Source organism: uncultured Parabacteroides sp., assembly GCF_902493135.1.
Lineage (GTDB): Bacteria > Bacteroidota > Bacteroidia > Bacteroidales > Tannerellaceae > Parabacteroides.
This window is the reverse complement of record NZ_CABUOD010000001.1, coordinates 126,674-152,499: the sequence shown is the minus strand read 5'-3', so window position 1 is coordinate 152,499 and position 25,826 is coordinate 126,674. Positions and strand designations below refer to the sequence as shown.

Genomic DNA, 25,826 nt, shown 5'->3' with positions numbered 1-25,826 from the left:
CTACTTATAACTTTTAATTAGATTAAATAACAGTGGTACTATCAAAAATATTATCCAACAAGCTTCAGATGTCTCAGATGGATTGAAAAAAGAAAAACTAAAAAAATATAATACAAGAGCTACATACTGTTTTCCATTACTTGCGTAGTCCTTAAATATGGGTTTCAAAATTGCCCAATATGTTCTATAATATGAAATAAGTCCAATAAGACCTGTAGCACACGCAACACCTAACATTGTGGAATGAGAAGCTCCGTATATTGTTGCATTGGTAACATTTTCAGTAACATTAGATCCCCAAATTGGACTTCTTAAAAATAATTTAAAAGCGTCTATTTGAAATTTACTGCGCTGACCTGAAGCTTCAGTTACATCTCCACCACCAAACATAGATTTATTAAAGCGTATTAGTTTGTCGCCTATAGTTGTCCCCTCATATAGATCTGCTACAAATTGAAGTAACATGGGAGTCAAAAACAACAGAACAATACCTAAAATTATCAACTGCTGTTTATTTTGTTGTCCATACTCAGAATAATATAAAGAAAGAATCGAACAAAACGCAGTTAACAACAACAATGTAGTAAACTGAGCATTTAAGACAAAATATAAGAAGAATCCAAGTAATAGATAGGTTATTAGCCTCAGGCTCTTTTTTTGAAGTTTATTAACAATAAGTGTGATCAATAACACAACAACGGCTCCAGATCCATAAGCAATACCAAAACCTCCAATATTTGCAAGAGCATAACTAATCCTAAGTTCATCGTCCATTATACTAACAGCAGTCAAGCTACGCATAATATTCGATGAATATGCAAAAGCACCTATTGTGTTATACATGATATATAACAGCATTGACATAGTAATAATAGCAATAACAGCTATTTCTTTTTTATTACCTCGACTAATTATATCCTTACATAAAATTCCAGGAAACAACATACACCATGTTATTAATAATGGATGTAAAAAGCCCAACTTAAAGTTTCCCGATTTAGCAACAAAAAAAGAAATCAACATATAAGGTAATAAATTTAATACTATCGTCTTAATTGGAATGAAACTTTCCAACTTAAATATAAAGACTGTATAGAATATAAGTAATATGACAGCCAACGTTGTATAGTCGAAACCTATTCTAACAGCAGGTAATATATAAATGGCCGACAAAACAGAAACAGAAAATATATAAAAAAATGAATTTAAGCTTGATTGTTGCATGTTTATATGATAATTTATTAGGCTTTACGATAGGTTAAATCCGTTTTCTTAACCAATTGATGTTATTTTTTACTATATTCGTAGACTCCTCTGCTGCAATACAATTATCCAAGCATGATCACCTATCAACACTTTCTTTGTTGGATTTATGCGTTCGCTTGAATCCAGCTTAATAATGGAATAAGAGTCTGTAATCACAACATGGATACCTTGCGAGAACATACAATCCTCTCCAATAAAAATTTTACTACCACTTTTTGCAACGGCAAGGAATGCTTCCCCAATAGTAGATCCCACACCAATATAAATTCCGCAATCATGATCTTCAAACCATATTTGTCCTTTGTTAAATACAACACCCTTATCAATAATCAGTCGATGATTATTACCTTGAATCATAACATAGACTTCTTTTGACCTCTTTCTTCTTGACAATTAGATTATCTGTACAATATCATAATTAAAAAAGCCTATATAAAAAATTGATTCTCTTAATATTATTATCACCACACTTATTTTATAATATAAACGTTTTACACGAGTAGTAATAACTTTTATAATTCTATTCATACCAATAATTTGATTACTTACAAAGTATTAATCTCTCTGAAAAATGTCTCTTGTATATACTTTTTCTTTTACATCGTCCAAACAATTATCATAACGGTTAGCAATGATAGCCGTACATAACAATTTAAATTTATCCAAATCATTAACAACTTTACTGCCAAAAAAAGTAGTATAATTATCAAGGGCCGGTTCATATATAATCACTTTGGCTCCTTTAGCCTTAATTCGTTTCATTACCCCTTGAATAGAAGACTGACGAAAATTATCACTATTTGATTTCATCGTCAACCGATAAACTCCTATTACCACTTCTTTTTCAAACTCTTGATGGTAACCATTTACTGAACTATAATTATAATAGCCTGCTTTACGCAACACTTGATCTGCAATAAAGTCCTTACGTGTCCGATTACTCTCGACAATGGCCGACATCATATTCTGAGGAATATCTTGGTAGTTGGCTAACAACTGCTTCGTATCTTTCGGCAGACAATAGCCACCATATCCAAAACTCGGATTGTTGTAATGCGTACCGATACGGGGATCTAAGCCTACACCCTGAATGATGGCTTGTGAGTCCAAGCCTTTCACCTCTGCGTATGTATCCAATTCATTGAAATAGCTAACGCGCAGGGCGAGGTAAGTATTGGCAAAAAGCTTTACCGCTTCTGCCTCTTTCATTCCCATAAAAAGTATGGGGATATCTTCTTTGATAGCTCCTTCTTCTAAAAGAGAGGCGAATGTATGGGCGGCCTTTTCCAGTGCAGGGATATCGGCAATAGCTTTGATCGCTTCGTTTTCTTCTCCAAATTGATCGTTGCTAATTATTTTTGGATAGCCTACAATTATACGGCTTGGATAAAGATTGTCATAGAGTGCCTTGCTTTCACGAAGAAATTCCGGTGAAAACAGCAGGTTGAACTTCTTTATGCCCTTACGTGCATACTTGACATACAGGCTACGGCAATAACCTACCGGAATGGTAGATTTAATCACCATGACCGCATTGGGATTGACGCTTAACACTAGGTCGATCACATCTTCGATATGATGTGTATCGAAATAGTTCTTGACCGGATCGTAATTGGTAGGGGCAGCTATCACCACGAATTCGGCATCTTGATAGGCTTTTGCACCATCAAGTGTAGCAGTTAAATTCAACGGCTTTTCTGCCAAATATTTCTCGATATATTCATCTTGGATAGGTGACTGTTTACGATTCAGCATATCCACTTTCTCAGGAATAACATCAACTGCTGTCACTTGATGATGTTGTGCCAAAAGAGTCGCTATACTAAGACCGACATAACCAGTTCCTGCTACTGCAATTTTCATTATAAAATAGATTTAATTTATTATTCCTTTCCAAACCACCATATTATGGTCGCTATAAGATGTTTCAGGAGAATAGCATTCATAACCTTTTAACGATTTCGAATAGAAAACGTAATCAATCCGCCAGAGTTTGTATAACTGACGGAAGGTATATTGGTAGCCACTTCCACAATCACGGAAACCATCTGTCAGGCCTTTCCGTAACCGATGACTGGAATTCTTATAATACAGAGCTTTTACCGAATGGATCGGATAGCGGCTGTAGATCGTAGTCGGTAAATGGTCCGTACGCCGGATGATATATTTATACAAGACATAATCGAATGCTTGCCAGATACTGTCCCGATGGTAATACCCGTCGCCGGGAGCTTCTTAGAAGCAAATGATATCGGGTTGTAGCTGCTTGATATAAGCGGCGGCTTCGTTCATTGTGTACTTTCTGTTCCAATAGAAATGGCTGGCGTTGTAGGTGACTACGGTCAGAGAAGTTCCTCCTTGCTCAGTTACAGCCGGCTTATGTCAATACAGATTCCATCGGCGTAATAGCCTCCGGCCAAACAGATGATAGACAATACTGCAAAAAATATAAGCAGGGTATTATTCAACGTTACCAAATCGTATATTCAAAATATTTTCCTTCATTAAGGATAGCGTTTCTAACAAAAGAGGTAAATCTCCTTTCATTGTTGAAAAAACAATATCGACATCAATTTTAAAGTAATGATGTGCTATCACATCCCTCAATTTCATAATCTCTCTCCAGGGAATAGAAGGATATAAAGGAAATAATTTCCCTTCGGAAAGTTTATCTATCATTTTTACACTTTCACCGATAAAAATCAATTTCATACAAACCCCATCCAAGACAAACATATCATCCGGATTCAATAAAAAATCATTGCCATTCTTTATATGAAGAGTATGAACCTGTATAACATGGATTGAATCGATCATCATATCTATCAACTCTAAAATCCGTTCAGAGTTCTTTCCGTTATACATAAATCAAATCCTTTTTTATAGACTTTTCCATACGGGTTCCTGCAATGGATTCGCGTTTACGAAACAAATCTACAGAACAGCCTAAGAGTTTTTCAAGCTCAGACTTTAAACGACATAATGTAAACAAGCTCATATTAGAACTCTCATAATAAATATCAATATCGCTATCTGCCTTTTGTTCATGACGCGCTACAGATCCGAACAAACCCAGATTGCTAATCTGATATTCACGAAACAAATATTCTTTTTTGTCTCTCAGTATACTTAAATATTCCTCCGTAGTTCTCATATTCCCTATTGTTTTCCACAAAGATAGAAATTTTATTCTTTGTCCAATACTTCATATACCGAAATCATGATTCATAGCCATACAAATTCAATCTCGGTTGAATATGCCACTCTCTGCATTGGGTAATACTTGGTTGTTTCCTCCGGCTATATTGATGATGGTCTTGACACTTTGTCCCGGCTTGATCTTTTTTATGGCAGGATGGTAACGTTCCGGCAACAGGTCGCGAAGCAATTCACGTATGGCATGGATGTTCAGATTCGCACTTCCGTTGACAAAATCCTGCGCTTTAGCAATCTGGTCTGTGTATATGGCATCCAGATTCTCCGAGACTTGTTCGACGATGTTTTGCGCATTGGACTCCGTCTGCTCTTTGATGACCGCCAGAAGATCTTCCAGGGTCATCTCATTCAGCAACTCGCTTAATTTTTTCTTTTGCATGGATTGCAAGTCCAAACGAGACGCTGACGACTCAACACAATCCTTTTCTTCTTCAATTTCATTATTTTTGCGAGAAAGCAAAAATGCTGCAATAGTAGTGGCTATTAGCGGTTCTGCAAACAAAAAAGGGAACATGATTACTATCTATTATTTTATTTCACCTAATACATATTTACGAATGGCAATGCGGAGATTCTCCACTCCACATTCGAATGCCAACAGAGGTTTGATAGCCGTGATGAACTCCTTGCCTTTGACCAGATCCCGGCTTTTGATGCAGTCGCCCAACACATCGTTATACAGATCGGCAAGTACTGTTTTGCACAACGTGACGGAATCACTGCACGATTTGATCCGCAGCACATAATTACGCCTTTCAATCTTATCGTGGATATATGGAGCGAGGACCTTGTCTTCTTCACAATCGGCCTGCTCATAGATGTTTTGTATGGCCGTGGTTGCATTAGGCAACACTTGCACGTTTCCACCGCTTATATTAAAAGTACAATCTGAATGTTCCATATTCTTTTGTTTTTTATCGGATGTTTACCACTGATTCATCACCGGTTTATCACTGTTGCCCACTTAACGGGACGGCAATACTTTTGCCTGCATAAGGTTTTATAACGGATACTTGTATCCCAAACCTGATTATTCACACTTAAAAATTTTCAAGCCATGTACGAAACAACATTCCGAATCCGCCCTTACTCCAAACGCGAGTTGGCAAGTCTCTATTTCCCTGAAACGCCAACCGTCGATTCTGCCGTCTCTAACCTCCGCTTGTGGATGAAGCGAAACGGAGAAGTGTTGGAGAGACTTCGCGAGACGGGCTACCGCACGCATAGTAAAATATTCACGCCACGACAGGTACGCATATTGGTGGAGATTTTTGGCGAACCGTAAACGAAAAAGACGCAACAGAAGCGAATAACCCGACTTCCGGCTGCCTCCCGACGGTCTACCTTCGCTTCCGTAAGTCAGATGCTTTTGTAAGATGTAGCATCTTATGGCAATAGGATGATACATCTTGCATGGATAAGATGACACATCTTCCGCGTAAAGATCATACATCTTCATTTGACTCGATCGCAGAGGTAACATTTTATTAACAACTTATTTTTTAAGCGTATGATTAACTACAGTATTGTAATGAGGATGAATCCTCAAAAAAAAGATGACCCTAAAAAGGCGTATGCCTGCGCGCAAAGCAGCAGGACAATGAACATCAACCAGTTCGCAGAACATATCGCCACTCACGGATGTGTCTACAGCCGTGCGGATATTGCGGCGATCCTGACTATGGCGGTAGACTGCATGCGGGAGAATCTCTTGAACGGGGTACTCATCAAACTGGGAGACCTCGGAGATTTTTCGGCTGCTATCCGAAGTACCGGCGCTGAGAGTGCGGCTGAGTTCAAGACGGACACGCACATCGTGGCTGTAACGGTGAATTGGACTCCCGGCGAACGCTTCAGTAACTTGTTGGCCGACGCTACGTTCAATGCGGTTCCATCGCGCAAGGTCGCCCGCCTGGTATTGAAAGCAATCAAGTCCGGTGATGCTTCGGTAGACTTGACCACACCGGATGGCGGGGAGGAAGAAAGACCCGGCGAACTCTGATGAGACTTTATTTTTAATGACTAATTTCAAAATCCGAACTAAAATGAATCCTTCAAAAAAAATGACTTTTCCTATCCTGGTCGGCGGTGAAGAGGTATGTGACGAACGTACCTTGCTGACCAAAGTGGAAAGCGGATTGATGATGAGCGGGGCAGACGCGGTCCGCTTCATCGTCATCCACTGCTCCGCCACCCGTTGTGACCGTGACTATCCGGTGGAACAAATGCTGCGCGACCATAAGGCGCGCGGATTCCGTACCATCGGTTACCACTTCTACATCCGCCGGAGCGGTAACCTGACCCGACACCGGAAGTTGCTGGAGGTGGGTGCCCATATACGTGGACTGAACCGTTGCAGTATCGGCATCTGTTACGAAGGAGGACTGGATGAGAACGGCATTCCTGCCGACACCCGTACTCCGGAGCAGAAAGCCCGGCTGGAAGAACTCTTGTGGAAACTCCACAAAGTTTTTCCCAAAGCGCTGATCACAGGCCATAGCGAACTGCCCGGCCTTGGGAACGCGTGTCCTTGCTTCCCGTGTGATGAATATCGCAACTTGTTCCATTAAACTAAAAATGATTCCGGAAAATGTGCCTGCCGCCAGGATGCCTTGCATCCTATCCGGCAGGTTCTTCGGGATTTTATGAGAAAGCCCTAATTTAAATGCTTACCGATTTTACTGCCAAATTTTCTTTATATCTTTCCCTATTTTTTCCATTTCAGGATAATTATAAAGCAGTTGAGATCGAAGAATTGGTTCAAAATCCGAATGCCTCTCATAAATTGCTTTATGATGTTTCTTTTCGCATTTCTTCTTTTCTTCACGTATGTGATAATTCACAATTTCTTTCCCCAACGAGACAATTATATTATATAAATTATGTCCGCGTGCATAAAGATAAGCTGTGTCTTTATGTAATCCTGCTTCTTTATACAAAGAGGCTTCTGCCTCCTGGGTAAAATCGGGAAATAAGGCTTTCAATTCAGACAACTTCTTATTTAATGTCTGATGAAGGCTATCCAATAAAGTTTTACCATTGTCTTCCACGCTTTGTTTCACTTTCGTCTGAGTTCCTAATAGTTGATGAAATTCATCTTTGAGAAAAACATGCTTTTTCGTACGCATATCGTACAAAAGATAAAGGAATAAAGGATAAACGATTTCGCCATATTGCCTTAGAAATTCCGAAACAGAGAATAAATCATCCACCTTATCATCGTTACAAGCCAAACGTAAAGCCTTTTGAAGATTCTTCGCGTAACAGTAATGATTTTCAAACGAGTAGGTATAAGTCTGCAATACAAAATGAGCAACATCCATATCGGCTTCCTTCAGCAAATACCGATAATCACTGTCTATTGCAATCAGAAATTGTTTATCCAAATGTTTTTTGTATTTCAAACATTGTTGGCATCCGCTTCCTGTTTCCCGTGAACCAAACCTGAAATAGAATGAACTATCAGCTTTATAATGTTTTAAAACAGCAGTCCAAAAACATTCATCATCTTTATCTTCCAAATAAACGACCGCCAAATGTCCATTTACCGATAACGATGCCTTATAGCGTTTCGCTTCTAACTTATAAAACTCTGATTCTTCCTGACTCATTTTTCTTGCATTATATTCCCCATAAATACTAACTTATCTCCCCAGCCATCTGCAAAGATATTTGGAGAATGTGTTGTCAGGAAAATTTGGCAATTAGGATTAATAGCAAGCAAATTTTCAATCAGTTTATCCTGCCATGCCATGTGCAAAGATATCTCCGGCTCATCCAATAACAGAACAGAAGATCTTTGCTTCATCAGAAAAACAGTAAACAGAAGGATCAACATCTGCTTTTCTCCGGAGGAGAGTTGTTCGAGGGTCAATACCGTTGTCTTTTTGTCAAAGACTATTTCATTCCGCTCATTGATCCGAATTGTTTTCCCTGTCGTTGAAAACAATTCATTGACTATACTAAATAAATCGTCTATACGGGATTGGCTGACATTATCCAAATCCGGATTTGTCATCGACAAGCGATAATCCGTAAAAGAGTAAACTCCTTTCTGTCTTTGATATAATAATGTATCCAACTGTTGTGTCAACTGGGATTGCGCACTTTTCTTTGATGATGGTATATCGAACGTATTCACATAATGTACCTCGAATGATGTACCTATAATCTGAGGTTTGGCTTTTTCTTCAAAGACCACATTGCCAGAGGTAGTTTGTAAAGTTACTTTTTCTATTCCTTTAATCGCTTTCGCATCACCGGACAATAGGAGTTGGAGTATTTTTAACAGCGTACTTTTACCTGATCCGTTATTACCGACCAAAATATTCACCTTAGGATCAACTGATTTCCAACAGATATCCGCAACTCCATTCCAAAGTCCCTTTATGTCGATTTGCTGTATTACCATCTAAGTTATTTTCTTACAAAGATAGGGATTTTATTCTTTATCAAGCGCTTCATATATCGAATTCTTGCTCTTGAACTCTGGTACGATTCTTTTCATCATCCGGACGGTACCCATTTTGTCTACTCTGACTGCGAGGTCGATCAAGGGGTTCATGACCGTACAGATGTCTTCGTAATCGTATTCCCGGACTTGGGCGCGGTAGATCTTTTCGTTTTCCGTAGGTAATGTATTTTCTTTCGTTGCCAAAAGTTCTTCGTACAGTTTTTCGCCCGGACGAAGGCCGGTATATTTGATCTCGATATCCTCGTCGGGGATAAAACCTGCCAGTTCAATCATGCGCCGTGCCAGATCGGTAATCTTCACAGGGGTCCCCATATCGAACACGAAGATTTCATTACCTTTCCCCATAAAGGCGGCTTCTAAAACCAAGCGGCAAGCTTCGGGGATCGTCATGAAGTAGCGGATGATGTCGGGATGAGTGACAGTCAGAGGGCCACCCTTAGACAACTGCTCGCGGAAACGGGGTATGACGGAGCCGTTGCTTCCTAACACATTGCCGAACCGGGTGGTGATAAAGCGTGTCTTGCCGGGATGCTTGCTTTTGCTGATGGCGATGCTCAGGCTTTGTACATACATTTCAGCCAAACGCTTGGAGGCTCCCATGACATTGGTCGGATTGACGGCTTTATCGGTCGAGACCATGATGAATTTTTCTACTGCATATTTAACTGCCATATCGGCCATGTTACGCGTACCGTAAACATTCGTATGGACAGCTTCGCACGGGTTCTCTTCCATCAAGGGCACATGTTTATAAGCGGCTGCATGGAACACGATATGAGGGCAAAAACGCCGGTAGATGCTTTCGACGCGGTGGATCATACGGATGTCTCCCATGACAGGAGTAAATTCGACATCGGGGAATTTTTCTTCCAGTTCCAACCGGATGTTGTGCATCGGGGTTTCGGCACTATCGAACAAGATCAATTGCTTCAGGTCGAAATGGCAGAGCTGGCGACAGAGTTCGCTGCCGATGGAACCGGCGGCACCGGTGACCAAAACGGTTTTGCCTTTCAGGGAATTGGCGATCTCCGTCATGTTAATACGGATTTCTTCACGTCCCAACAAGTCTTCGATGCGAACTTCAGGAAGGGTGCGCAACTGTATTTTACCTCCACGAAGTTCATCTATGGAGGGTAACAGCAACATGCGGACCTTCTTTTTCTCGCAGAAACGGACAAGGTGCTCGCTTTCCTCTTTTACAGCCTTATAATCGGTAAAAAGAATGGCCTTGATGTTATAGCGGTTCACCAAACGGTTGAATTCTGCCTGGTCAGATACAAAATAGACTTTATAGATTCCTATGCGCATGGAGATTTTCGGCCCGAAACAGAGAAAACCTTCAACTTGATAGGATGAGTTTTCACATAAAAACGAATCGTTCAAGAATGCCGGAGAAGATTTTTCATGCCCGAAAATCAAAAGTTTATCCTTGCTGTGGGAAGTCATGCTGCTCACCATAAAAGTATAGGTTGTGATCAAGAAGACACGGAAAATTGTCAGGATAAAGAAGGTGAGAAAGAAATCGATCACACTCCCCAACAGGAAACTACGGAAGGAAAAGGCATCGGTCACCAGGAAAAGGACAGGCAGAATGATCGTTACTTTCAGGGAAGAGGCCATAGCAATACGTCCTGTCTCGGTGAAAGCGGAGTGACGGATGATTCCTTTATAGGTCTGACAAATAAAGAAGCTGATAATGCTACAAAACGACGAGACTAAAAAAACTTGGAATATAACCAAGTTGGAATAATCATGATCTAAAATGTAACTGATTAAAGCCAGAGAAGTGATGGTCGAAAACACGGAAAGAAACAGATCAATCAAGAGAATAACCCAACGATTGATATATTTTCCTCGCGTCAGACTTAATACTAAACAACTGATTTTCATATGATTAAAAAATTAATTACCCCATACAAAAGTTCGTCAGTCCCAATGGGCAACGTACATCGAATAATCTTGGTTACAAAATCTCAAAATAAAATATCACAGTAATCGGTGATATCATATGCTTGAAGCATATGATAAAAGGTATTAATACCTTTTTGCTATGAATAATATTTTACTATCATCTTGTCCTTAACTATACTATTTCTAAATAATGCAAACACTGCTTACTTTTTTTAGCCGTATAACAATGAAAGATACTCGATCTTGATTTTTCCTTTGTTAACGACTAATTACAAAGCATTGATTTACAGATATTTATCATATAACCTATTCCATACGAAAACTCGTCAGTCCCAGAAGTAGGAAAAACGTAACAATCTGATTATATGAATATTAAGCATCATCAAAATGACTAAAAAAACGTACGTTTTTTTTAGTCATTTTATTTATGAAATATTGTTAATACTTGATTATCAGGGAGTATCAGATCTATTCATTGATACATCTGATTGACAGGAAAATAAAAAACAAATAAGAATATTTGAAATTCAAAGATTTTAAGTATATTTGCTCCCTCAAAATGACTAAAAAAAACGTACGTTTTTTTTAGTCATTTTATATTTACGGAGCTTAGTAGAGATTGATAGTTTTAATCTCTTTTTCAGAAAAATGGAGGAAGGAAGAGCTAAATAAAAAAAGGGCATATCAAATTAATGACATACCCTTCTTCAGATTCAAAACAAAGACGGTCTATTCTATTGTGCTAATCGTAGAAATCATACCAAACTTTTCGTTGTCGTTCAGGCTCCAGATAACTTCGCCTTTATCGTTGATTTCGAATACCTGAGGACTATTGGCCTCTACGGCATTCTTGTCATGTCCCTGCCAGTTGCAGACGTACAGGCCGCCATCCTTTGCAGGAAGTAGGCCGGCGACGAAGAACAGCCGGGCACCTTTGATATCATTCTCACCGTAACGGCGGGCTACTTCGCCATTGTCGAGGTTCACTTCCATCAGGGAGTGGCCGTCGCCACAGGCTACCCAGTGGTTCCCGTTAGCCAACGCCAATGTAGTGAAGGGCGTTCCTTCGAGACGGGTGATCTTCACAACTTCGCCCGCCGGAGAGATCTCGCGTACGTCGGAAGTGGCAAAAAGGGGCATCAGGTAGTTACCGCGTCCGTTCTTGTTCAACTGGCGGAACTGAGCGTGCGGATGTTCGATGCCTGTCTCATATTCGGTACGCGACAGGATATCTCCCTTCGGGCTCACTTCCATGATGACAGCCGGATGACCCACCCAGCCTAACAGATAGTTACCGTCGGGCAATACGCGGGCTGTCTGCATCTCACAAGTATCGGGAGCGGCAATATTCCAAATCTCCTGATGGTTGCGATCGATCAACTTCGCACCTCTGGCATAGGCAAAGAGGATGTTCCCGTCGGGAGTGGCAACGGCAGAGTTGCATTCCCAACCCTTTTCGAGGGGATGCTCCCACTCTACCTGTTTGGTGTTCTTATCGATGATCACGATCTTGTTCCAACCGGAACCGCCCAACAGCAATTTTTCTGTTTTCTTCTCGCAGGAAGTAGCGGTCACTAACAGCAATGCGGAACAGAGATAGGTAAATAATTTGCGCATGACTTCTTATTTTGACAAATCCTTGAACATTTCAAAGCCTTGTTCCGGTGTCAGACCTTCGTGTACGACAGCGTGTACAGCCTGGATCATAGCAGCCGGATTTTCGCTCTGGAACACGTTACGTCCCATATCGACACCGGCAGCTCCATCGTTAACGGCGTTGTAGCAGAGTTCGAGCGCTTCCTTCTCAGGCAGTTTCTTACCTCCGGCGATCACTACGGGAACCGGACAAGCGGCAGCAACCTTTTCAAAACCGTCGCAGTAGTAAGTCTTCACGATAGAAGCACCGTTTTCGGCGCATACGCGTGAAGCCAATGCGAAATAGCGGGAGTCGCGTGCCATCTGTTTGCCGACAGCCGTCACACCCATGACGGGGATGCCGTAGCGGTTACCCATGTCGACAGCTTCCACCAGGTTAGCAGCCGTGATGGCTTCCTGTTCGCCATCGCCGGCCGAAAACATGACTGCCATAGCAGAAGCATTGCAACGGATCGCATCTTCCACATCGATCAGGACGTTACGGTTCAGCTCCGTCAGGATCGTAGAACCGGCATCCGAACGGAGGCAGACGGGTTTGTTGATGTTGCCAGGAATGGAAGTCTGCAAGATACCGCGCGTACACATGATACAGTCGGCATACTGCACGAGAGGAACGATGTTCAGGTCGATACGTTCCAAACCTGAAGTCGGCCCCATGATGAACCCGTGGTCGAATGCCAACATGACGGCACGGCCTGTTTTCGGGTTGAAGATACGGGAAAGACGGTCTTTCATACCCCAGGGGTAGTTAGACGCACCTTTTACATGAAAATTGTCAAATTGAGAAGTCTGTCCGAAACCGAAATTGTTCGCTTCTCTGAACCCATCCATATCAGCCATAGCTTTTTTCCTTTCTTGATGCTTAATTTTTAATTCTTAATTTTTAATTTTTAATTTCTCAAAGCGCTTGTGCAAACGATTCGAACATGCAGCTCCAGGAGGTGGCTCCGCTATCGGCATAACCGATGGAGCGTTCGCCATAGTTACGGGCACGGCCGAAATTGGCTTTCATTTCCACGGTCGAAGCGGCACCGGCAAGTGCGGCTTTTGCTCCGGCTTCAAGGATTTCCTTGATGTCGTCCGAAGGACATGCCTGGATGGCCTCTACGGCCGGGATCAGGGCGTCCATCATGGTCTTGTCGCCTTTCTGGGCCTTCGTCTGTTTCTGCACATTGGCAAGACCGCCGGCAAACATGGCTTTCACTCCGGCCGCATCCAGTTCCGTTCCGGAAGCATGGTCGCTCATTCCTAAGAAGAAAGCACCCAACAGCGTACTGGTGGAACCGCTTACCTGCAACATGACGTCAAAGCCCATATCGTTCAGCATGGCTTTGAACTCCGTTCCTTTCTGAGCCGTAGTGACGATGGCGGACATGGCTGTCACGATTGCCTGACCGTGATCGCCGTCACCGATAACCGCATCCAGCTTAGAAAATTCGTCTTCGCGTTCTTTGATATTCTTCAAAGCGTTGTCGAGCATCGCCTTGAAGTTCTCGATCGTCAGTTGTTTCATATCCCGTTTATTTACCGATTGTTGTCCAGTAAGGTGCATCCGCACGTTTGTTCTTCAGATAGTCGATGTGATCTTCGTCGAGGATAGCCATGATCATCTGGAAACCGGCCTGTTCCTGTACGGTCAGGATTTCCTGGATACGGCTTACGACAACCTGGAGGCCACGGGCTTCCAGCTCTTTGTAGGCTTTACGGAAGATGATATTCAGCTCCATGTGGGTAGTCGCTCCTACGCCGTTGATGATAAGCATCATCTTGTCGCCTGCTTTCGGTTTGAGCTGCTGGCAAAGCAGGTCTACCATCTCGGCAGCGGTATCGTCGGCAGATACAAGCGGTTTCTGTCCGCCACCGCCTTCACCATGCTGGCCCATACCGATCTCCATGATGCCTTGGGGCAGGTCGGTGATCGTACCGCCGTTCTGCGGATGCGTACAAGAACGCATGGCAACGGCCAAGGTAGCGACGTTCCGGTTATAGCGTTCGGCGATCTCAACCAGTTCATCCAGTGTCTTGCCTTCTTCAGCTGCGGCACCCAAAATCTTATACAAAGGCACGCAACCGGCCAGACCGCGGCGATCTTCGGTATTAGCGCCGATACCGGCACTGATATCATCGTGAGTCAGTACTTGTTTTACCTTGATGCCTACGCGTTCTGCCAACTGGCAAGCCATGTTCGCACTCATCACGTCGCCGGAGTGGTTCAGGACAACTAACAGGATACCGGCTTCACGTTTCATCAACTGCAAAGCCTGGAACAGGCGCTGTGCACCAGGAGCGGCAAAGATGTCGCCCACAACAGAACAGTCGAGCATACCTTCACCTACGAATCCGCTTAATGCAGGTTCATGGCCGGAACCGCCCAATGTGACGATAGCGACTTTGTCTTCACTCTTCGGATTAGCACGTACAACGATGTTTTCGCCACCTAATTTCACCTGGTCCGGGTATGCCAATACATAACCTTCCAACAATTCGGGTGTTATCTGTTCAGGATCATTTATAAATTTTGTCTTGATGTCTGACATGGTATTTTCCTCCTTCATTTGAGTTATTAATGTTGTTATTTGATTTCCATGATTTCGATGGCGATACCTTCTTCTTCGATAAAAGCGATCGTCAGGTGTTCGTCGCATACGGCCGGGCCGAAGATTACTTTCTTGCCTTTCAGTTCTTCTTCCAAAGAAGGAACAGTGTAAGCGATGTGTCCCTGTTTCTGTACCAGTTCGGGCAGACAACTGCCTTCTTCGAATTTCAGGAATTCGATGCGGTTCGGGCTTTTGCTATAGTCTGTCAACCATACACTCAGGCCTTCATTAAACATAGCCCCTTCTACTTGTTCTGTCGTTACGATACCGACGTGATTAAATGTTCTCATGACTAATTAAATTTTTAAGTGTTCGTACTATTTTTATTCGTTATCAGTTCTCTCCAATTCAAAACATATATGTTTTACACCTCCGTCTTCCATCTCCTGTACGAAAGGACAGCCAGGACAACGACTCCCCCTAAGGCGATATAAAGATAGGTGAATATTCCATGCACATTATCATTTTGACCGTATGAATGCATTCCGCTCAGGAAATAATTGACGCCGAAGAACGTCATCAGCACGGAGGCGAACGCGATCACGGATGCCAGGTTGAACAGCCAGAGGTTATTCCAACGTTTCACTAAATGGAGATGAGTCACTACGGCATAGACAACCATCGTGATCAGCGCCCAAGTCTCCTTCGGGTCCCAGCCCCAATAACGGCCCCAGGACTCATTCGCCCAGACAGCACCGAGGAAAGTGCCGACGGTCATCAGGGCAAGCCCCACCCACAGCGCCATCTCACCCACAATGCTCAATTCGGTGATGCGGGCTTTCAATATCTCTTTGTTCTTCTTTCCGGCGACGGACATCATCACCATATCGGTCAACCCGATCAGGCAACTGATACCGAAAAAGCCGTAAGCGGCGACAATGACCGCCACATGGAACATCAGCCACGGCGATTTCAGGACCGGTACGAGCGGATTGATCTCCGGATCCATCCAGTTCAGACCGGACACGAAGAGGATGATACCGCCGAACAGGGTAGCCAGCGCAAAGGTGATCGTACTGCGACGTGCGAACAACAACCCGCCAAGGACAGTCGCCCATCCCACGTAGACCATCGTCTCGTAGGAGTTGCTCCAGGGAGCATAGCCGCCGATATACCAGCGCATCCCCATACCGAACATATGATAATGGAAAACGACCAGTACGCCGGCTCCTAACAGCCATACGGCAACCTTCATCCAACGGCTCCGGCGGAACAGCATCGCGAAAGAAAGGACCAACAACAGCCCGCCCAAGACCAGATACCCGATCTTGCAATAGCGGAAGACATCCATCTTGTTATATTTCAGTTCGGCCTGCATACGCTTCGGGCTGATATCGAGCGTCTTGTTCTTGGCTTGCTGGTAGGTGTCGATCATGCCGACCACTTCATCGGCTTTCGCCCAATCGCCGCTCTTCAATCCTTCCTGCACTTCGCCTAAATACCAGTCGAGAATGCGGGAGACGAACATGGAGTCTTTACCGCTAAAGGCAGAAAGATCGTCACCGGGGGCATACCACTTATGATTCGGATCATCTTCTTTCGGGAAGAGGTTCAGCATTTGGTGGTTGACCAGCTGGTGGAAGATGTTCAACTGCTCGTCCAGTTTCATCAAGTCCTTGTCGAAGCGGGTCCGCCGGGCAGGCATCTTGTTATAGGCTTCTTCCAGCTTTTCCTGCAATTTATAATTGCCGTTGCTGTCGAATACCTGAATATAGGCACATCCGCCGTCAGTCAGGTCATAGTAGGCGGCCAGTTCGGGATTGGACAGGGCGATGAAAGGTACGCGCATCCACATATCCGGCATAGCTAAAAGGCTCAACAGGAACTGGTCGGAGTTCAACTGACCGATCTTGTCCGACTTATGGAGCTTACGGAGAATCTCCGAAGAGAAAGTGTTGACCGGCATCATACGGCCGCTACCGGATTGGAGCGGGAGGGCGCCGAAGCGAGCGGCATGTTCCGGGCTCACCGCATATTTCTGCACGGCATCGAGCATCGGGGAAGTCTTCCCGCCGGCATGTACGGACAGGGAAACAGCAAGGAGCACAAGCAACATGACCGTTACATGGGCCGCCTTACGCAGCTCTTTCAGGCGGCGGCTCTGGCGCATGAAGCGGGAGTCCTTACCGACCAGACAAAGGATCAGGCCGATGACCAGCAACAGATATCCGGTATAGGTGATGTTCCGTCCCGCCACATCGCGATTGACGGAAAGGATGGTTCCGTGTTCGTCCTGGTCGTATGAAGCCTGGAAGAAACGGTAGCCTTTTACATCCAATACGTTATTCATAAAGATTCGCTCTTCGCGATCCTTCCCGTCCACATGGACGATCACTTCGCTCTCGTAGGAAGAAGGGCTGGCGGAACCGGGATAGCGGGTCAAGGTGAATTTCTTCAGTTCAACGGAAAAAGGCAGGGTATGAAAAGTCGTGTTATCGGAAGTGCGGACAGCAATCTGGTTGCTTGTCTCCCCTTCACGCAGATGCAGGATTCCTTCTTCGCCGAAAAGAAAAGAGGTCAGGGCGCCGAGAAGGATGACGATAAAGGCGAAATGCGTCAGGATCAATCCCCACTTGCCGCGTTTCAGGTATTGGTGTTTGATCGTAGCCGCGATAAAATTGACGACTAAAAGGAATTGGAGCAGGAAAAACAAGGGGGAATAATAAACCATTGCTTTGGCTGCTGCTGTACCGTGATACTTTTCGATGAAAGTGGCAACGGCCAGGCCAAAGGCATAAATCAGTAACAAGACGATCGTCGTTACAAAGGAGGAGAAAAATCTTTCGAGATTTGTTTTCATTTACTTTTTTATTAGAGTTCACAGATGCGGCAAATGTACGCAGATTAATCGTTTGATGAAATAACCGGCGGCAATCTGCCACATCCGTGCTCTCTATAGGTTCATAGATATAATCTATTTGCTTATCAATCTTCAATGATCATACGGAAGCCGACATTGAACACACGCTGGTACGGATAGTAAGCCTTACGCGTATGGGAAGCCGCATACTTCGGACGGTCGATATAAGAACCGCCGCGGGCCACCTTGTATTCGGATGTCTCTTTCGTCTTTTCATTATACGGGTACGATACATAGTCGGAACGGGTCCATTCGGCTACGTTTCCGTGCATGCTGTACAGACCGAACGGATTGGCTTCGTATGCCTTGCCGCCGACCTGAACCAGGTTACCGTCGTCCACGCTCTCTTCTTTCGGAAGGAAAGTATAGTATTTGTACCACGGGTTGGTCTTCGCCATCGGCTGCGGGTCGACACCGTAAACGGCAAGCAGCAAGGTTGTCTTGTCTGCCAGGTTGTCCTTCTTGCCGAAGTCCGTGTGCATGTCGCCATACCAGAAATCCTGGTCGCTACCGGCACGGCAAGCCCATTCCCACTGAGCTTCGGTCGGAAGCGTGATCTTGAGACCGGTCTTTTCACTTATTTTCCGGCAGAATTCCATCGCATCGTTGTAGCTGACACGGATGACAGGCTGTTCCGGTTTATTGGCCGGATACCCCTGGTTCACGTGGTCTTTCCACTGCTGGTCGACGAAACGGCTGTCATGATCCGGGAAGACGACGTTGAACTGTTCGTTCGTCGTTTCCAACTCGGCCATCCAGAAGGCTTTGTCGATCTTCACCTTGGCAGTAGGATAAGCATCCGGTTCGCCACGGTAGCTACCCATCACGAATTCACCGGCCGGAATACGGACGAAGTTGACTTTCACACCCGGAGCGATCTCGACCACCTTACGGGTTTCCTTCTCCTTGGCCAGCATTTCCTTGATCCGGTCGGAACCGAACGGCCAACCTTTCACCTTCACGTTCTTTTCTTTCACGGCAGCCGCCCTTTCAGGCATTACCGGGGTGATCGGGCCTTGCTTCTTCAGGTAGTCGGCATAGTCGGCGATCTCCTTCTTCCAGTCGACACCGGCTCCGTTTGCATATTTATCGGTCAATTCCTTACGACGCTTGATCTGGTCGAATCCTTTATAAGGAAGTTCAGTCAATACGTTCGCATTGAAATACCCTTTGTCGGGAGCGTTATAGTCGATCCAATTGTAAAGCGTCTTCCATTCCTTATCGGTCAGTTTCACGTTGTGATGACCTTTCTTCAGCAAGCGAACCAATTCACTCGTGTTGGGATGATATTCGTACGGTTGCAAAACGACCATATCGCCTTCGCCGCCCTGACGATGCACATACGGATGCAGGTTCAGATAGGACGTGCCGTAGCCCAAGTTGTCTTTCGTTCCGCCACGCAAATCGAAAGCCTTTCCTTCACCGTTATGACAGGCGATACATGCGCGATCCAGGATCGGCTGCACTTCCAGGTCGAACGTGAAAGAACGCGTGCCGCCTTCCGGCAAAGTCAAGACTGACGGAGCTTTCTGCGAAGCGATCACACGTTTCGGAATCGCAATCTGGTTCTGGTCTTCGTGGCAACCGATACAAGAAACCACTTCGCCCGGCTGACCGGTCACCCAGCTTCGCATCCACTGGATGGCGACACCATCCTTATCCAACGGCTGGATAGAGATCGGCGTATTGGCAGGCGCCTTGAAGATCACGGAACCGTCTTCTTCGACCGGAACCGTACCCAACATACGTTTGATATCCCAACCGGACTGGATTCCGTGCCAGTTATGATCGGAACGAGTCTTTACATACGCATATTCGTAAGCATGCAGGCGCAGAGACTTGACCGTACCGCGAGGAATCCCCCTCAGGCCCTCTCCTTCGTAGATGTCCTGGATAAAGAAGGTCGCTTCCTTTTCATTCAGTTTCACACGGTCGGGAATGGACGGAGGCGTCTTCGTCTTGCGCACCAGGATCGGGCTGATATAACCTTCACCCTCTGCCTGCATCAGGCAGGTCACGTTGTCGTAAACATCCACCAGATAAAGTCCCCACAAAGCTTGCGGGTCCAACTTGGCTGCCACCAGGAAGTATTTGTCGTTCAGCGGAGTCGGTTTGATGAACTGCGGCCAAACGCCGTTTACCAGCTGGTCTTTGATTTCTTCCTTGACCGGACGGTTGCGGTGAGGGATTTCCTGTACCATACCGGCCGTGCTCTTACGCCCCTTGGTCGGGTCGAAGATAATCATACGGCCGGAACGCGCCACACCGTGGTGACCGGAGATGATACCGACGAACGCCGAACCGTGGCCGGGCAACGGCTGCACGTCGAACGTACTGTTCGGGAACATCGCGCCGCTACCGTAGAGGGCTTTGTTTTCCGTTCCGTCCGGGTTCATGTGCATCACGATACGGGAATAGTAGTGGGTCAGGTCGGTGTACTCCCAACGGGTGTACATCACGCGACCGTTATTCATGATGACCGGGTTCCAGTTGGCATCCTGGTCGAATGTCAGGCGGCGCATGCTCTTGTCTTTCGGATTGTACAGCACCATGTTACCTACCGCATCGCTACCGTTCACACAAGGAACTCCCTGGTAGCCGATGTTGGAGATAGCGATCACGCGTCCGTCGGGCAGGTAAGTACCATCGTAGAACTCCAGATCCGGCTCGTCGTTTTCCACAAGCGGCTTGAAACCTGTTCCATCCAAGTTCACTTCATAGATGTTCCAACGCTTGTCGTCCTGTGTCTGTGTGAACATCACGCGGTCCCCGTTCCAGTGCAGCTTCAGGTCGGCGATGGAAGAACCGTTTGCCGGTTTGTAGACCCGGCGCATCTGCACATCGCCACGCAGGTTGGAGAGTTCGACGATCTCGGCATCGAAACCGGAACGGCCGGCAGACTCCTGGTTACTCCAGTTATTGGCCTGCGTACCCAAGGAAGGAGACATGATGAAGTGGGCATCCGAACCGACCTTGAAACGAGCCGCCACGATCTTGTCGGCATCCAGCAACGGGTTTGCCAGCAAGATGGCGCGTTTGTATTCCAATGCCTTTTTAGCATCTGCCATCGCCTGTGCGTCCTTGGAATAGATACCGTTGAAGCCTTTCTTTTCCAAACGGATCAGTTCGTTCAGCATCGGTTCGTATTTGGCGGCATCATACCCCTTCTGCTTCTTCATATCGGCAAAAGCGAGTTTGACAGCCTCGACATTCAGCCAGTCCAGTTCCCTCTGAAGAGAAGCCAGATCTTGGATTTCCTTGATCAGCTCAAGATACTTACGCACCTGTATTTCGAAATTCTTTTCACCGGCAATCTCTCCTGCCAGCTTGGAATAATAAGAACCGTCTTTCAAAGAAGCGATCGCCTTATCCAACGCCTGTTTTTCCACTGAAGCGTCCGGTGTGACCAACCAAGTGTCAAAACCGCCTAAGACAGGATCCATCAGGCCGATCTCGTTCGGGAATCCGGCATTCAGTTCTTCCGCAATCTTGCTCGGCAAGACATTCACCGCCTCGAAATAAACACTACCCCCGCTCGACGAGTCGTCGATTCCGACCTCTGCTTCAAAACGGACATACTTGTTGTCGATCGGATAGACAAGCGTTCCGTTCGCATGGCAGAACACGCCGTGCTTATATTCCTTTCCGTTGATCACGATCTCATGGTCGTATGCATTCGTGTTCATCTTGGGTTTTGCCCAACCGGCCACGCCATATTCATAGGGGACTTCGTCCAGCCATACGGCCGTACCATCCGCTTTGATCAAGCGGGCGTTCGCCCAAACAGCCTGGTCATAGTCCGTACCGTCCGTACCACCGGAAGTGATCAGAACCAGCTTATCCACGCCTTTCAAGTCAACGACAAAAGATTCCGCCTTCGCTTTATGCTTCATCCAAGTCGAGGTGATCGGCATCCCGGCTTTCTTCAGCTTCGCCAGCACCTCCGTCTTTGCCTTAACAGAAGCATCAATCCACGTTTCCACCTTCTTCTGCTTGGGCCCGGCAGACACCATGACAGAAGAAGACAGAAGGAGTGATACTAATAAATAGTATTTGTTCATGTAATAAATTATAAGGTATTATACTTATTATAACGCAGCTTTCGTGTTGGTGAAGCGCAAGCCGTCATTATCGTGGTAGCATGCCCATTCATCAACAATAGCGCCTTCAGGACCAGCCATCATAAAGTGGAATGTTTCCAGTTTTTTCAGGCGAAGAACGTCACCTACATTCTGTACAACGAAGTTTTTGCTCTTGATCGCACCGTGAGTAGCAGGAATAGCAGGAGCATTCGGAGTTTCGTCACCTACTTCAGAGAAGTTGTAAACCCATCCCTTTTCAACCATCCAAGACTCATGTTTGGCCGGGAATTTGGTCTTTACATGTGCATGTTCGGGGATCATCTGTCCCGGAAGCAGGTAGATCGCGTGAGCGAAGTAGCCGTATTCAGGATCGTTGATCCAGAAAATACCGCCCATACCTACGTTTTCAAAATCGCCCAGACCGAAATCAGTCACCCACATGTCCTTAGCCATCAGTTCGGTGAAAGGAACACCGTAGAAAGCGAACATGTCTTTCATTGCTTCCATAGCAACATCCTGTTGGAACTTGCCGTCTTTGTAGAAGTCGGCATTTGTGTACTTCTTTGAATACTTCATTTCTTTATTATTTTTACAGTTAGCATTGTTGTTACATTCATTCTTGCAGTCGCTTCCGCACTGTTCGGTGCATTGTCCTTCGCCTGCCGCTGCGCAACAGGTTGCTTCGCCAGTAGATGTTTTGCCGGTACATGCTGCCATAGAAAGCAGAAGAGCTCCCATAGCGGCCGATTTCATAAGATTCTTTTTCATTTTTTCTCTTGTTTATTTAGTTAGTAATAGTTGTTCCTTATCTATTCCCTGCCGAAGAAACTTGCGTTTCCATAGGGAGAAACTTCTGTTTCCATACGAAGAAACGATTGTTTCATGCCCATGAAACGTTTATTCGATGGCAATCCCTTCTATTTCGATCAATAACTCATCCCGGCAAACGTCCGCCCACATATAAGATATGGGAATATTCAAGTTATATCCTTCCAACAGCCGGCAAGCCTCTTCATAGAAGGATTTCTCTTTCAGGTAGACACGCAGCATTTTCAGTTTCGCCTTACCGATCAGCTGATCGATGTTTTCCATCGTGATATGGAGCTGGCGTCCGAGACCGACTCCTACCAGGCTTTCTTCCCCGCGGATAGCAGCCGTACCGGAAATGTAAACGATCCGCCGGTCATCGAAAGTCATGCTCTTGGCCCGTTCGAACTTAGGTGTCGCTTTCTTCTGTTGGGCAGCTTCGAGGACCTGGTCCGAATAGGCATGGGCGGCAATCTGCAACTTATTGTCGATCGGGGTGGCGTAGCACTCGGGACGGGCAAATACGGCCGCATCCAAGTCGACCAGTATGCCTCCCAGGTTGGCCCCGATACCGGTAGCAGCCGGATAGCCGTTGTTCCAGTCCGTCTTTCCGTAGAAATCGGCACGGGCGTTGTTGAACATCTGGTAATGCTGGTCCGGCCCGTCGAAGCGGGTGATCTGCTCGATGTAGTTCCACTGGCGGATGATGCTGTTTACGGGGAACCCTTCGCGGCGCATCACCTCTCCCATCATGTGGAATACTTCGGCGGACTGTTGCTGGATACCGAAGTTGATCACATCTCCGTGGAAACCTCCGGCAAAGAGGAAACGGCCGTCGGCATTTTCCAGTACGACATACGGGAAACCTGCGTAATGGCGGAAGGTGACATGATCGTCTTCATCCGCTTTGTAGCTATGGACCTCCAGGATCAACCCTGCATTCAGAGGAGGCTGGGAAACGTAGCTCAGTACCGGCTCATGATTGCCGTAGAACTTACGGATCTTCTCGCGCAACATGATGCGGCGGGAGACGTATTGCCCGTTGTCGTTCGGCATACCGAAGAATGCCAGGCGGAGAATCTGTTCGTCCTGGGGCAACTGTGCCAGCAGGGCGTCTACCATCTCGCCAAAGGCAGCCAGCCCGGTCGTATAGATATTGTAATGTATTTTATCGCTATAATTCATAAAGAGTTCACATATTCGGTTAATGCTTCGATATCTTTCTCTGAGACTTTTTTCTCGATGCCGTGCTTATGGACACTGAACACCTCTTTCATGGTAGCGGCACGCCCGTCGAACAAATAAGGAGCCGTACGCCACACCTCACGCAAAGTCGGAGTATCCCAACCTTTTTCGAACTCTATATCTTCACCGATACGGTGGTATTTCATATCCGTATAGTAGACACCGCTATGGCATTCGCCGCACTTCAGCTTTTCGAACACCTTCTGCCCTTCCTTGGCCAAATCGGACAGCTCGCCGTTCACCAGATAAGGGCTGGGCACGGGACGAAGCGATTTCATGTAGGCATCCACACACACGGCGTCTTCTTCGGAAACATCATAAAACTGGATGAAGTTAAAGCCGGCCCGCACAGCCCGTTCCGCATGTTCACGGATACCGGAAATCATGTTGGGAGGAGTCACATGGCTAAAGAGCATGCTCTTGCAGTTCTTGGAGTTGCCGACGCCGTCGTTCATCAAATCCCAATTCATGCCGTCCGTACGACCGTCTCCCGGATGGCAACCGTTACAACTCTGCCAGTTCTGGAAGCAGTGCGAAGCATCGTTGAAATAGCGTTCGCCCTTGTTTTCAGCCGTTTCCTCGCGTCCGGGATTCAGCTCGACCGCCGTGACTTCGTTCGTATTGATATCCATTATGTTCAAGACATCGGCAAAGTAAGTCGGGATAATCAGCTTGTCGCCGTTCAGGATCATATTGCGAGGACCGTTCCCCTCCAGCGGGATACGTTCGCGAAGGCCGTACAAGAAAGTCAGATCATAGTCCAGCACCTCCTTATTGGGATAGTTCAGGAATTTCTCCAACATCGCCTTATGGTCGATCACGCTGACCTCGTGCGTTCCCGAATGGGAGATGAAGACAGACTCGTCGTTGCAGGCAATGCTCCAGATACCGGCCGCACCCCGCTCGGGCTCGTCCACGACAATGGCTCCTAAGAACTCCTGCTTGTCGACATCGATCACGCTGAAAGCACTCGTGTTCATCCATCCCTGCTGCAACTGGGAAGTCGGAACGGTGAAACGCCCTAAGTTGTGCGATACATATATATACTTGCCGTCGGGAGTGATACAGATTCCCCGGAGGGCGTTGCTTCCGTTCGCCAGTTGGATGTCCTTCACCTTCGTAAAGCCATCCATTTCGATGACGGAGACACAGGCGGCCACGTAATCGAGATCAGCCCGCTGTGAAGGGAGGAAGTTCGTGACGAACATATATTTGCCGTCCTTGCTGAACACGGCGGACTTCGGTTCGCGCAATACTTTCACCGTACGCATCACCTTACGGGCCGCCGGATCGATTTCGGAGATCGTGGTCTGGAACTGGTTACATACATATATATGCTTCTTGTCCGGACCGAACATCGGATGGCATGCTCCCGAACCGGTCGGAATGGAAGCCTCCACCCTGCCCGATTCGAGCGACAGGATCTGTAAATGGCCTGTCGTTCCGAATGTCGTCACATACGCCTTGTCGCCCTCTACGAGAATACCCGTCGGCGCTTCGTCCATCGGGAAAGAGCGCAGCAATGTCTTGCCATCAGGCGAAAAAACATCCACCCGCTTTACCCCTTTATCCGTCATCAACAACTCACCTTTGGCATTCGTCACGACATCTGTCGGGAAGAACGGTGGGTTGCCTGCTGAAGCAAAAGAGATGCAACAGCAGGCAAAACAAGCCACCAGTGAGTTTTTAAACATGTATTTTCGTGTGTTCAT

At 46.0% G+C, this 25,826-nt stretch carries 24 protein-coding genes; 3 read left to right on the top strand and 21 right to left on the bottom strand.

Annotated features, from left to right (window positions below):
* The 8 genes from RDN79_RS00630 to RDN79_RS00595 form a co-directional block, all read right to left on the bottom strand.
* Positions 1–1,224 (bottom strand): O-antigen ligase family protein, encoded by a 1,224-nt coding sequence (locus RDN79_RS00630; RefSeq protein WP_298554505.1) that lies wholly within the window; start codon positions 1,222–1,224, stop codon positions 1–3.
* Between the two features lie 72 nt (positions 1,225–1,296).
* Positions 1,297–1,623: a hypothetical protein gene (locus RDN79_RS00625; protein ID WP_298554508.1), complete on the bottom strand. Its 327-nt coding sequence runs from the start codon at positions 1,621–1,623 to the stop codon at positions 1,297–1,299.
* A gap of 198 nt (positions 1,624–1,821) precedes the next feature.
* Positions 1,822–3,129: a nucleotide sugar dehydrogenase gene (locus tag RDN79_RS00620; RefSeq protein WP_298554511.1), complete on the bottom strand. Its 1,308-nt coding sequence runs from the start codon at positions 3,127–3,129 to the stop codon at positions 1,822–1,824.
* 12 nt (positions 3,130–3,141) lie between these two features.
* Positions 3,142–3,441 (bottom strand): hypothetical protein, encoded by a 300-nt coding sequence (locus RDN79_RS00615; RefSeq protein ID WP_298554514.1) that lies wholly within the window; start codon positions 3,439–3,441, stop codon positions 3,142–3,144.
* A 285-nt stretch (positions 3,442–3,726) separates the two neighbouring features.
* Positions 3,727–4,131 (bottom strand): DUF86 domain-containing protein, encoded by a 405-nt coding sequence (locus RDN79_RS00610; RefSeq protein ID WP_298554517.1) that lies wholly within the window; start codon positions 4,129–4,131, stop codon positions 3,727–3,729.
* Positions 4,124–4,420, bottom strand: coding sequence for a nucleotidyltransferase family protein (locus tag RDN79_RS00605; protein WP_298554520.1), 297 nt, complete (start codon positions 4,418–4,420; stop codon positions 4,124–4,126). The genes RDN79_RS00610 and RDN79_RS00605 overlap by 8 nt, the downstream gene beginning before the upstream one ends.
* 87 nt (positions 4,421–4,507) lie before the next feature.
* A complete protein-coding gene (locus RDN79_RS00600) occupies positions 4,508–4,861 on the bottom strand; it encodes a hypothetical protein (protein WP_298554523.1) in 354 nt (117 codons plus the stop codon).
* Between the two features lie 147 nt (positions 4,862–5,008).
* On the bottom strand, positions 5,009–5,383 hold the full coding sequence (locus tag RDN79_RS00595; RefSeq protein WP_298554525.1) for a hypothetical protein: 375 nt from the start codon (positions 5,381–5,383) through the stop codon (positions 5,009–5,011).
* Between the two features lie 156 nt (positions 5,384–5,539).
* On the opposite strand from RDN79_RS00595, the gene RDN79_RS00590 reads away from it, so the two are divergent.
* From RDN79_RS00590 to RDN79_RS00580, 3 genes are all read left to right on the top strand, one after another.
* Complete coding sequence (locus RDN79_RS00590; protein ID WP_298554528.1) at positions 5,540–5,767, top strand: DUF4248 domain-containing protein; 228 nt, start codon at positions 5,540–5,542, stop codon at positions 5,765–5,767.
* A gap of 225 nt (positions 5,768–5,992) precedes the next feature.
* Positions 5,993–6,484, top strand: a complete 492-nt coding sequence (locus RDN79_RS00585) for a DNA-binding domain-containing protein (protein WP_298554532.1) — start codon at positions 5,993–5,995, stop codon at positions 6,482–6,484.
* Between the two features lie 61 nt (positions 6,485–6,545).
* Entirely contained in the window at positions 6,546–7,052 is a 507-nt protein-coding gene (locus tag RDN79_RS00580; protein WP_298554535.1) for an N-acetylmuramoyl-L-alanine amidase, read from the top strand.
* A gap of 108 nt (positions 7,053–7,160) precedes the next feature.
* On the opposite strand, the gene RDN79_RS00575 is transcribed toward RDN79_RS00580, so the two are convergent.
* The 13 genes from RDN79_RS00575 to RDN79_RS00515 all read right to left on the bottom strand — a co-directional run bounded on the left by RDN79_RS00575 (position 7,161) and on the right by RDN79_RS00515 (position 25,826).
* Positions 7,161–8,093: a DUF4435 domain-containing protein gene (locus tag RDN79_RS00575; protein ID WP_298554538.1), complete on the bottom strand. Its 933-nt coding sequence runs from the start codon at positions 8,091–8,093 to the stop codon at positions 7,161–7,163.
* On the bottom strand, positions 8,090–8,893 hold the full coding sequence (locus tag RDN79_RS00570) for an AAA family ATPase (protein WP_298554540.1): 804 nt from the start codon (positions 8,891–8,893) through the stop codon (positions 8,090–8,092). The genes RDN79_RS00575 and RDN79_RS00570 overlap by 4 nt, the downstream gene beginning before the upstream one ends.
* 30 nt (positions 8,894–8,923) lie before the next feature.
* On the bottom strand, positions 8,924–10,846 hold the full coding sequence (locus RDN79_RS00565; RefSeq protein ID WP_298554545.1) for a UDP-N-acetylglucosamine 4,6-dehydratase family protein: 1,923 nt from the start codon (positions 10,844–10,846) through the stop codon (positions 8,924–8,926).
* 750 nt (positions 10,847–11,596) lie between these two features.
* On the bottom strand, positions 11,597–12,484 hold the full coding sequence (locus RDN79_RS00560; RefSeq protein WP_298554548.1) for a hypothetical protein: 888 nt from the start codon (positions 12,482–12,484) through the stop codon (positions 11,597–11,599).
* A 6-nt stretch (positions 12,485–12,490) separates the two neighbouring features.
* Positions 12,491–13,363 (bottom strand): 3-hydroxy-5-phosphonooxypentane-2,4-dione thiolase, encoded by an 873-nt coding sequence (gene lsrF, locus RDN79_RS00555; RefSeq protein ID WP_298554551.1) that lies wholly within the window; start codon positions 13,361–13,363, stop codon positions 12,491–12,493.
* A 58-nt stretch (positions 13,364–13,421) separates the two neighbouring features.
* Entirely contained in the window at positions 13,422–14,036 is a 615-nt protein-coding gene (locus RDN79_RS00550; protein ID WP_298554553.1) for a DAK2 domain-containing protein, read from the bottom strand.
* Between the two features lie 7 nt (positions 14,037–14,043).
* Positions 14,044–15,060, bottom strand: coding sequence for a dihydroxyacetone kinase subunit DhaK (locus RDN79_RS00545; RefSeq protein ID WP_298554631.1), 1,017 nt, complete (start codon positions 15,058–15,060; stop codon positions 14,044–14,046).
* 35 nt (positions 15,061–15,095) lie between these two features.
* Complete coding sequence (locus RDN79_RS00540) at positions 15,096–15,410, bottom strand: hypothetical protein (RefSeq protein ID WP_008148365.1); 315 nt, start codon at positions 15,408–15,410, stop codon at positions 15,096–15,098.
* A gap of 74 nt (positions 15,411–15,484) precedes the next feature.
* Positions 15,485–17,920, bottom strand: a complete 2,436-nt coding sequence (gene ccsA / locus RDN79_RS00535) for a cytochrome c biogenesis protein CcsA (RefSeq protein ID WP_298554559.1) — start codon at positions 17,918–17,920, stop codon at positions 15,485–15,487.
* Positions 17,921–18,045: 125 nt separating this feature from the next.
* A complete protein-coding gene (locus RDN79_RS00530) occupies positions 18,046–22,041 on the bottom strand; it encodes an SUMF1/EgtB/PvdO family nonheme iron enzyme (RefSeq protein ID WP_298554562.1) in 3,996 nt (1,331 codons plus the stop codon).
* A 27-nt stretch (positions 22,042–22,068) separates the two neighbouring features.
* Entirely contained in the window at positions 22,069–22,830 is a 762-nt protein-coding gene (locus RDN79_RS00525; RefSeq protein WP_298554565.1) for a hypothetical protein, read from the bottom strand.
* A 129-nt stretch (positions 22,831–22,959) separates the two neighbouring features.
* Entirely contained in the window at positions 22,960–24,054 is a 1,095-nt protein-coding gene (locus tag RDN79_RS00520) for an endoribonuclease L-PSP (protein WP_298554568.1), read from the bottom strand.
* Positions 24,051–25,826: a YVTN family beta-propeller repeat-containing protein gene (locus RDN79_RS00515; RefSeq protein ID WP_298554571.1), complete on the bottom strand. Its 1,776-nt coding sequence runs from the start codon at positions 25,824–25,826 to the stop codon at positions 24,051–24,053. Before RDN79_RS00515 ends, RDN79_RS00520 begins: the two co-directional genes overlap by 4 nt.

Excerpts from the sequence above, each read along its gene's own strand:
- RDN79_RS00630 (WP_298554505.1), bottom strand. The coding sequence starts at position 1,224 with ATGCAACAATCAAGCTTAAATTCATTTTTTTATATATTTTCTGTTTCT.
- RDN79_RS00625 (WP_298554508.1), bottom strand. The coding sequence starts at position 1,623 with ATGATTCAAGGTAATAATCATCGACTGATTATTGATAAGGGTGTTGTA.
- RDN79_RS00620 (WP_298554511.1), bottom strand. The coding sequence starts at position 3,129 with ATGAAAATTGCAGTAGCAGGAACTGGTTATGTCGGTCTTAGTATAGCG.
- RDN79_RS00610 (WP_298554517.1), bottom strand. The coding sequence starts at position 4,131 with ATGTATAACGGAAAGAACTCTGAACGGATTTTAGAGTTGATAGATATG.
- RDN79_RS00605 (WP_298554520.1), bottom strand. The coding sequence starts at position 4,420 with ATGAGAACTACGGAGGAATATTTAAGTATACTGAGAGACAAAAAAGAA.
- RDN79_RS00600 (WP_298554523.1), bottom strand. The coding sequence starts at position 4,861 with ATGCAAAAGAAAAAATTAAGCGAGTTGCTGAATGAGATGACCCTGGAA.
- RDN79_RS00595 (WP_298554525.1), bottom strand. The coding sequence starts at position 5,383 with ATGGAACATTCAGATTGTACTTTTAATATAAGCGGTGGAAACGTGCAA.
- RDN79_RS00590 (WP_298554528.1), top strand. The coding sequence starts at position 5,540 with ATGTACGAAACAACATTCCGAATCCGCCCTTACTCCAAACGCGAGTTG.
- RDN79_RS00585 (WP_298554532.1), top strand. The coding sequence starts at position 5,993 with ATGATTAACTACAGTATTGTAATGAGGATGAATCCTCAAAAAAAAGAT.
- RDN79_RS00580 (WP_298554535.1), top strand. The coding sequence starts at position 6,546 with ATGACTTTTCCTATCCTGGTCGGCGGTGAAGAGGTATGTGACGAACGT.
- RDN79_RS00575 (WP_298554538.1), bottom strand. The coding sequence starts at position 8,093 with ATGAGTCAGGAAGAATCAGAGTTTTATAAGTTAGAAGCGAAACGCTAT.
- RDN79_RS00570 (WP_298554540.1), bottom strand. The coding sequence starts at position 8,893 with ATGGTAATACAGCAAATCGACATAAAGGGACTTTGGAATGGAGTTGCG.
- RDN79_RS00565 (WP_298554545.1), bottom strand. The coding sequence starts at position 10,846 with ATGAAAATCAGTTGTTTAGTATTAAGTCTGACGCGAGGAAAATATATC.
- RDN79_RS00560 (WP_298554548.1), bottom strand. The coding sequence starts at position 12,484 with ATGCGCAAATTATTTACCTATCTCTGTTCCGCATTGCTGTTAGTGACC.
- lsrF (WP_298554551.1), bottom strand. The coding sequence starts at position 13,363 with ATGGCTGATATGGATGGGTTCAGAGAAGCGAACAATTTCGGTTTCGGA.
- RDN79_RS00550 (WP_298554553.1), bottom strand. The coding sequence starts at position 14,036 with ATGAAACAACTGACGATCGAGAACTTCAAGGCGATGCTCGACAACGCT.
- RDN79_RS00545 (WP_298554631.1), bottom strand. The coding sequence starts at position 15,060 with ATGTCAGACATCAAGACAAAATTTATAAATGATCCTGAACAGATAACA.
- RDN79_RS00540 (WP_008148365.1), bottom strand. The coding sequence starts at position 15,410 with ATGAGAACATTTAATCACGTCGGTATCGTAACGACAGAACAAGTAGAA.
- ccsA (WP_298554559.1), bottom strand. The coding sequence starts at position 17,920 with ATGAAAACAAATCTCGAAAGATTTTTCTCCTCCTTTGTAACGACGATC.
- RDN79_RS00530 (WP_298554562.1), bottom strand. The coding sequence starts at position 22,041 with ATGAACAAATACTATTTATTAGTATCACTCCTTCTGTCTTCTTCTGTC.
- RDN79_RS00525 (WP_298554565.1), bottom strand. The coding sequence starts at position 22,830 with ATGAAAAAGAATCTTATGAAATCGGCCGCTATGGGAGCTCTTCTGCTT.
- RDN79_RS00520 (WP_298554568.1), bottom strand. The coding sequence starts at position 24,054 with ATGAATTATAGCGATAAAATACATTACAATATCTATACGACCGGGCTG.
- RDN79_RS00515 (WP_298554571.1), bottom strand. The coding sequence starts at position 25,826 with ATGAACACACGAAAATACATGTTTAAAAACTCACTGGTGGCTTGTTTT.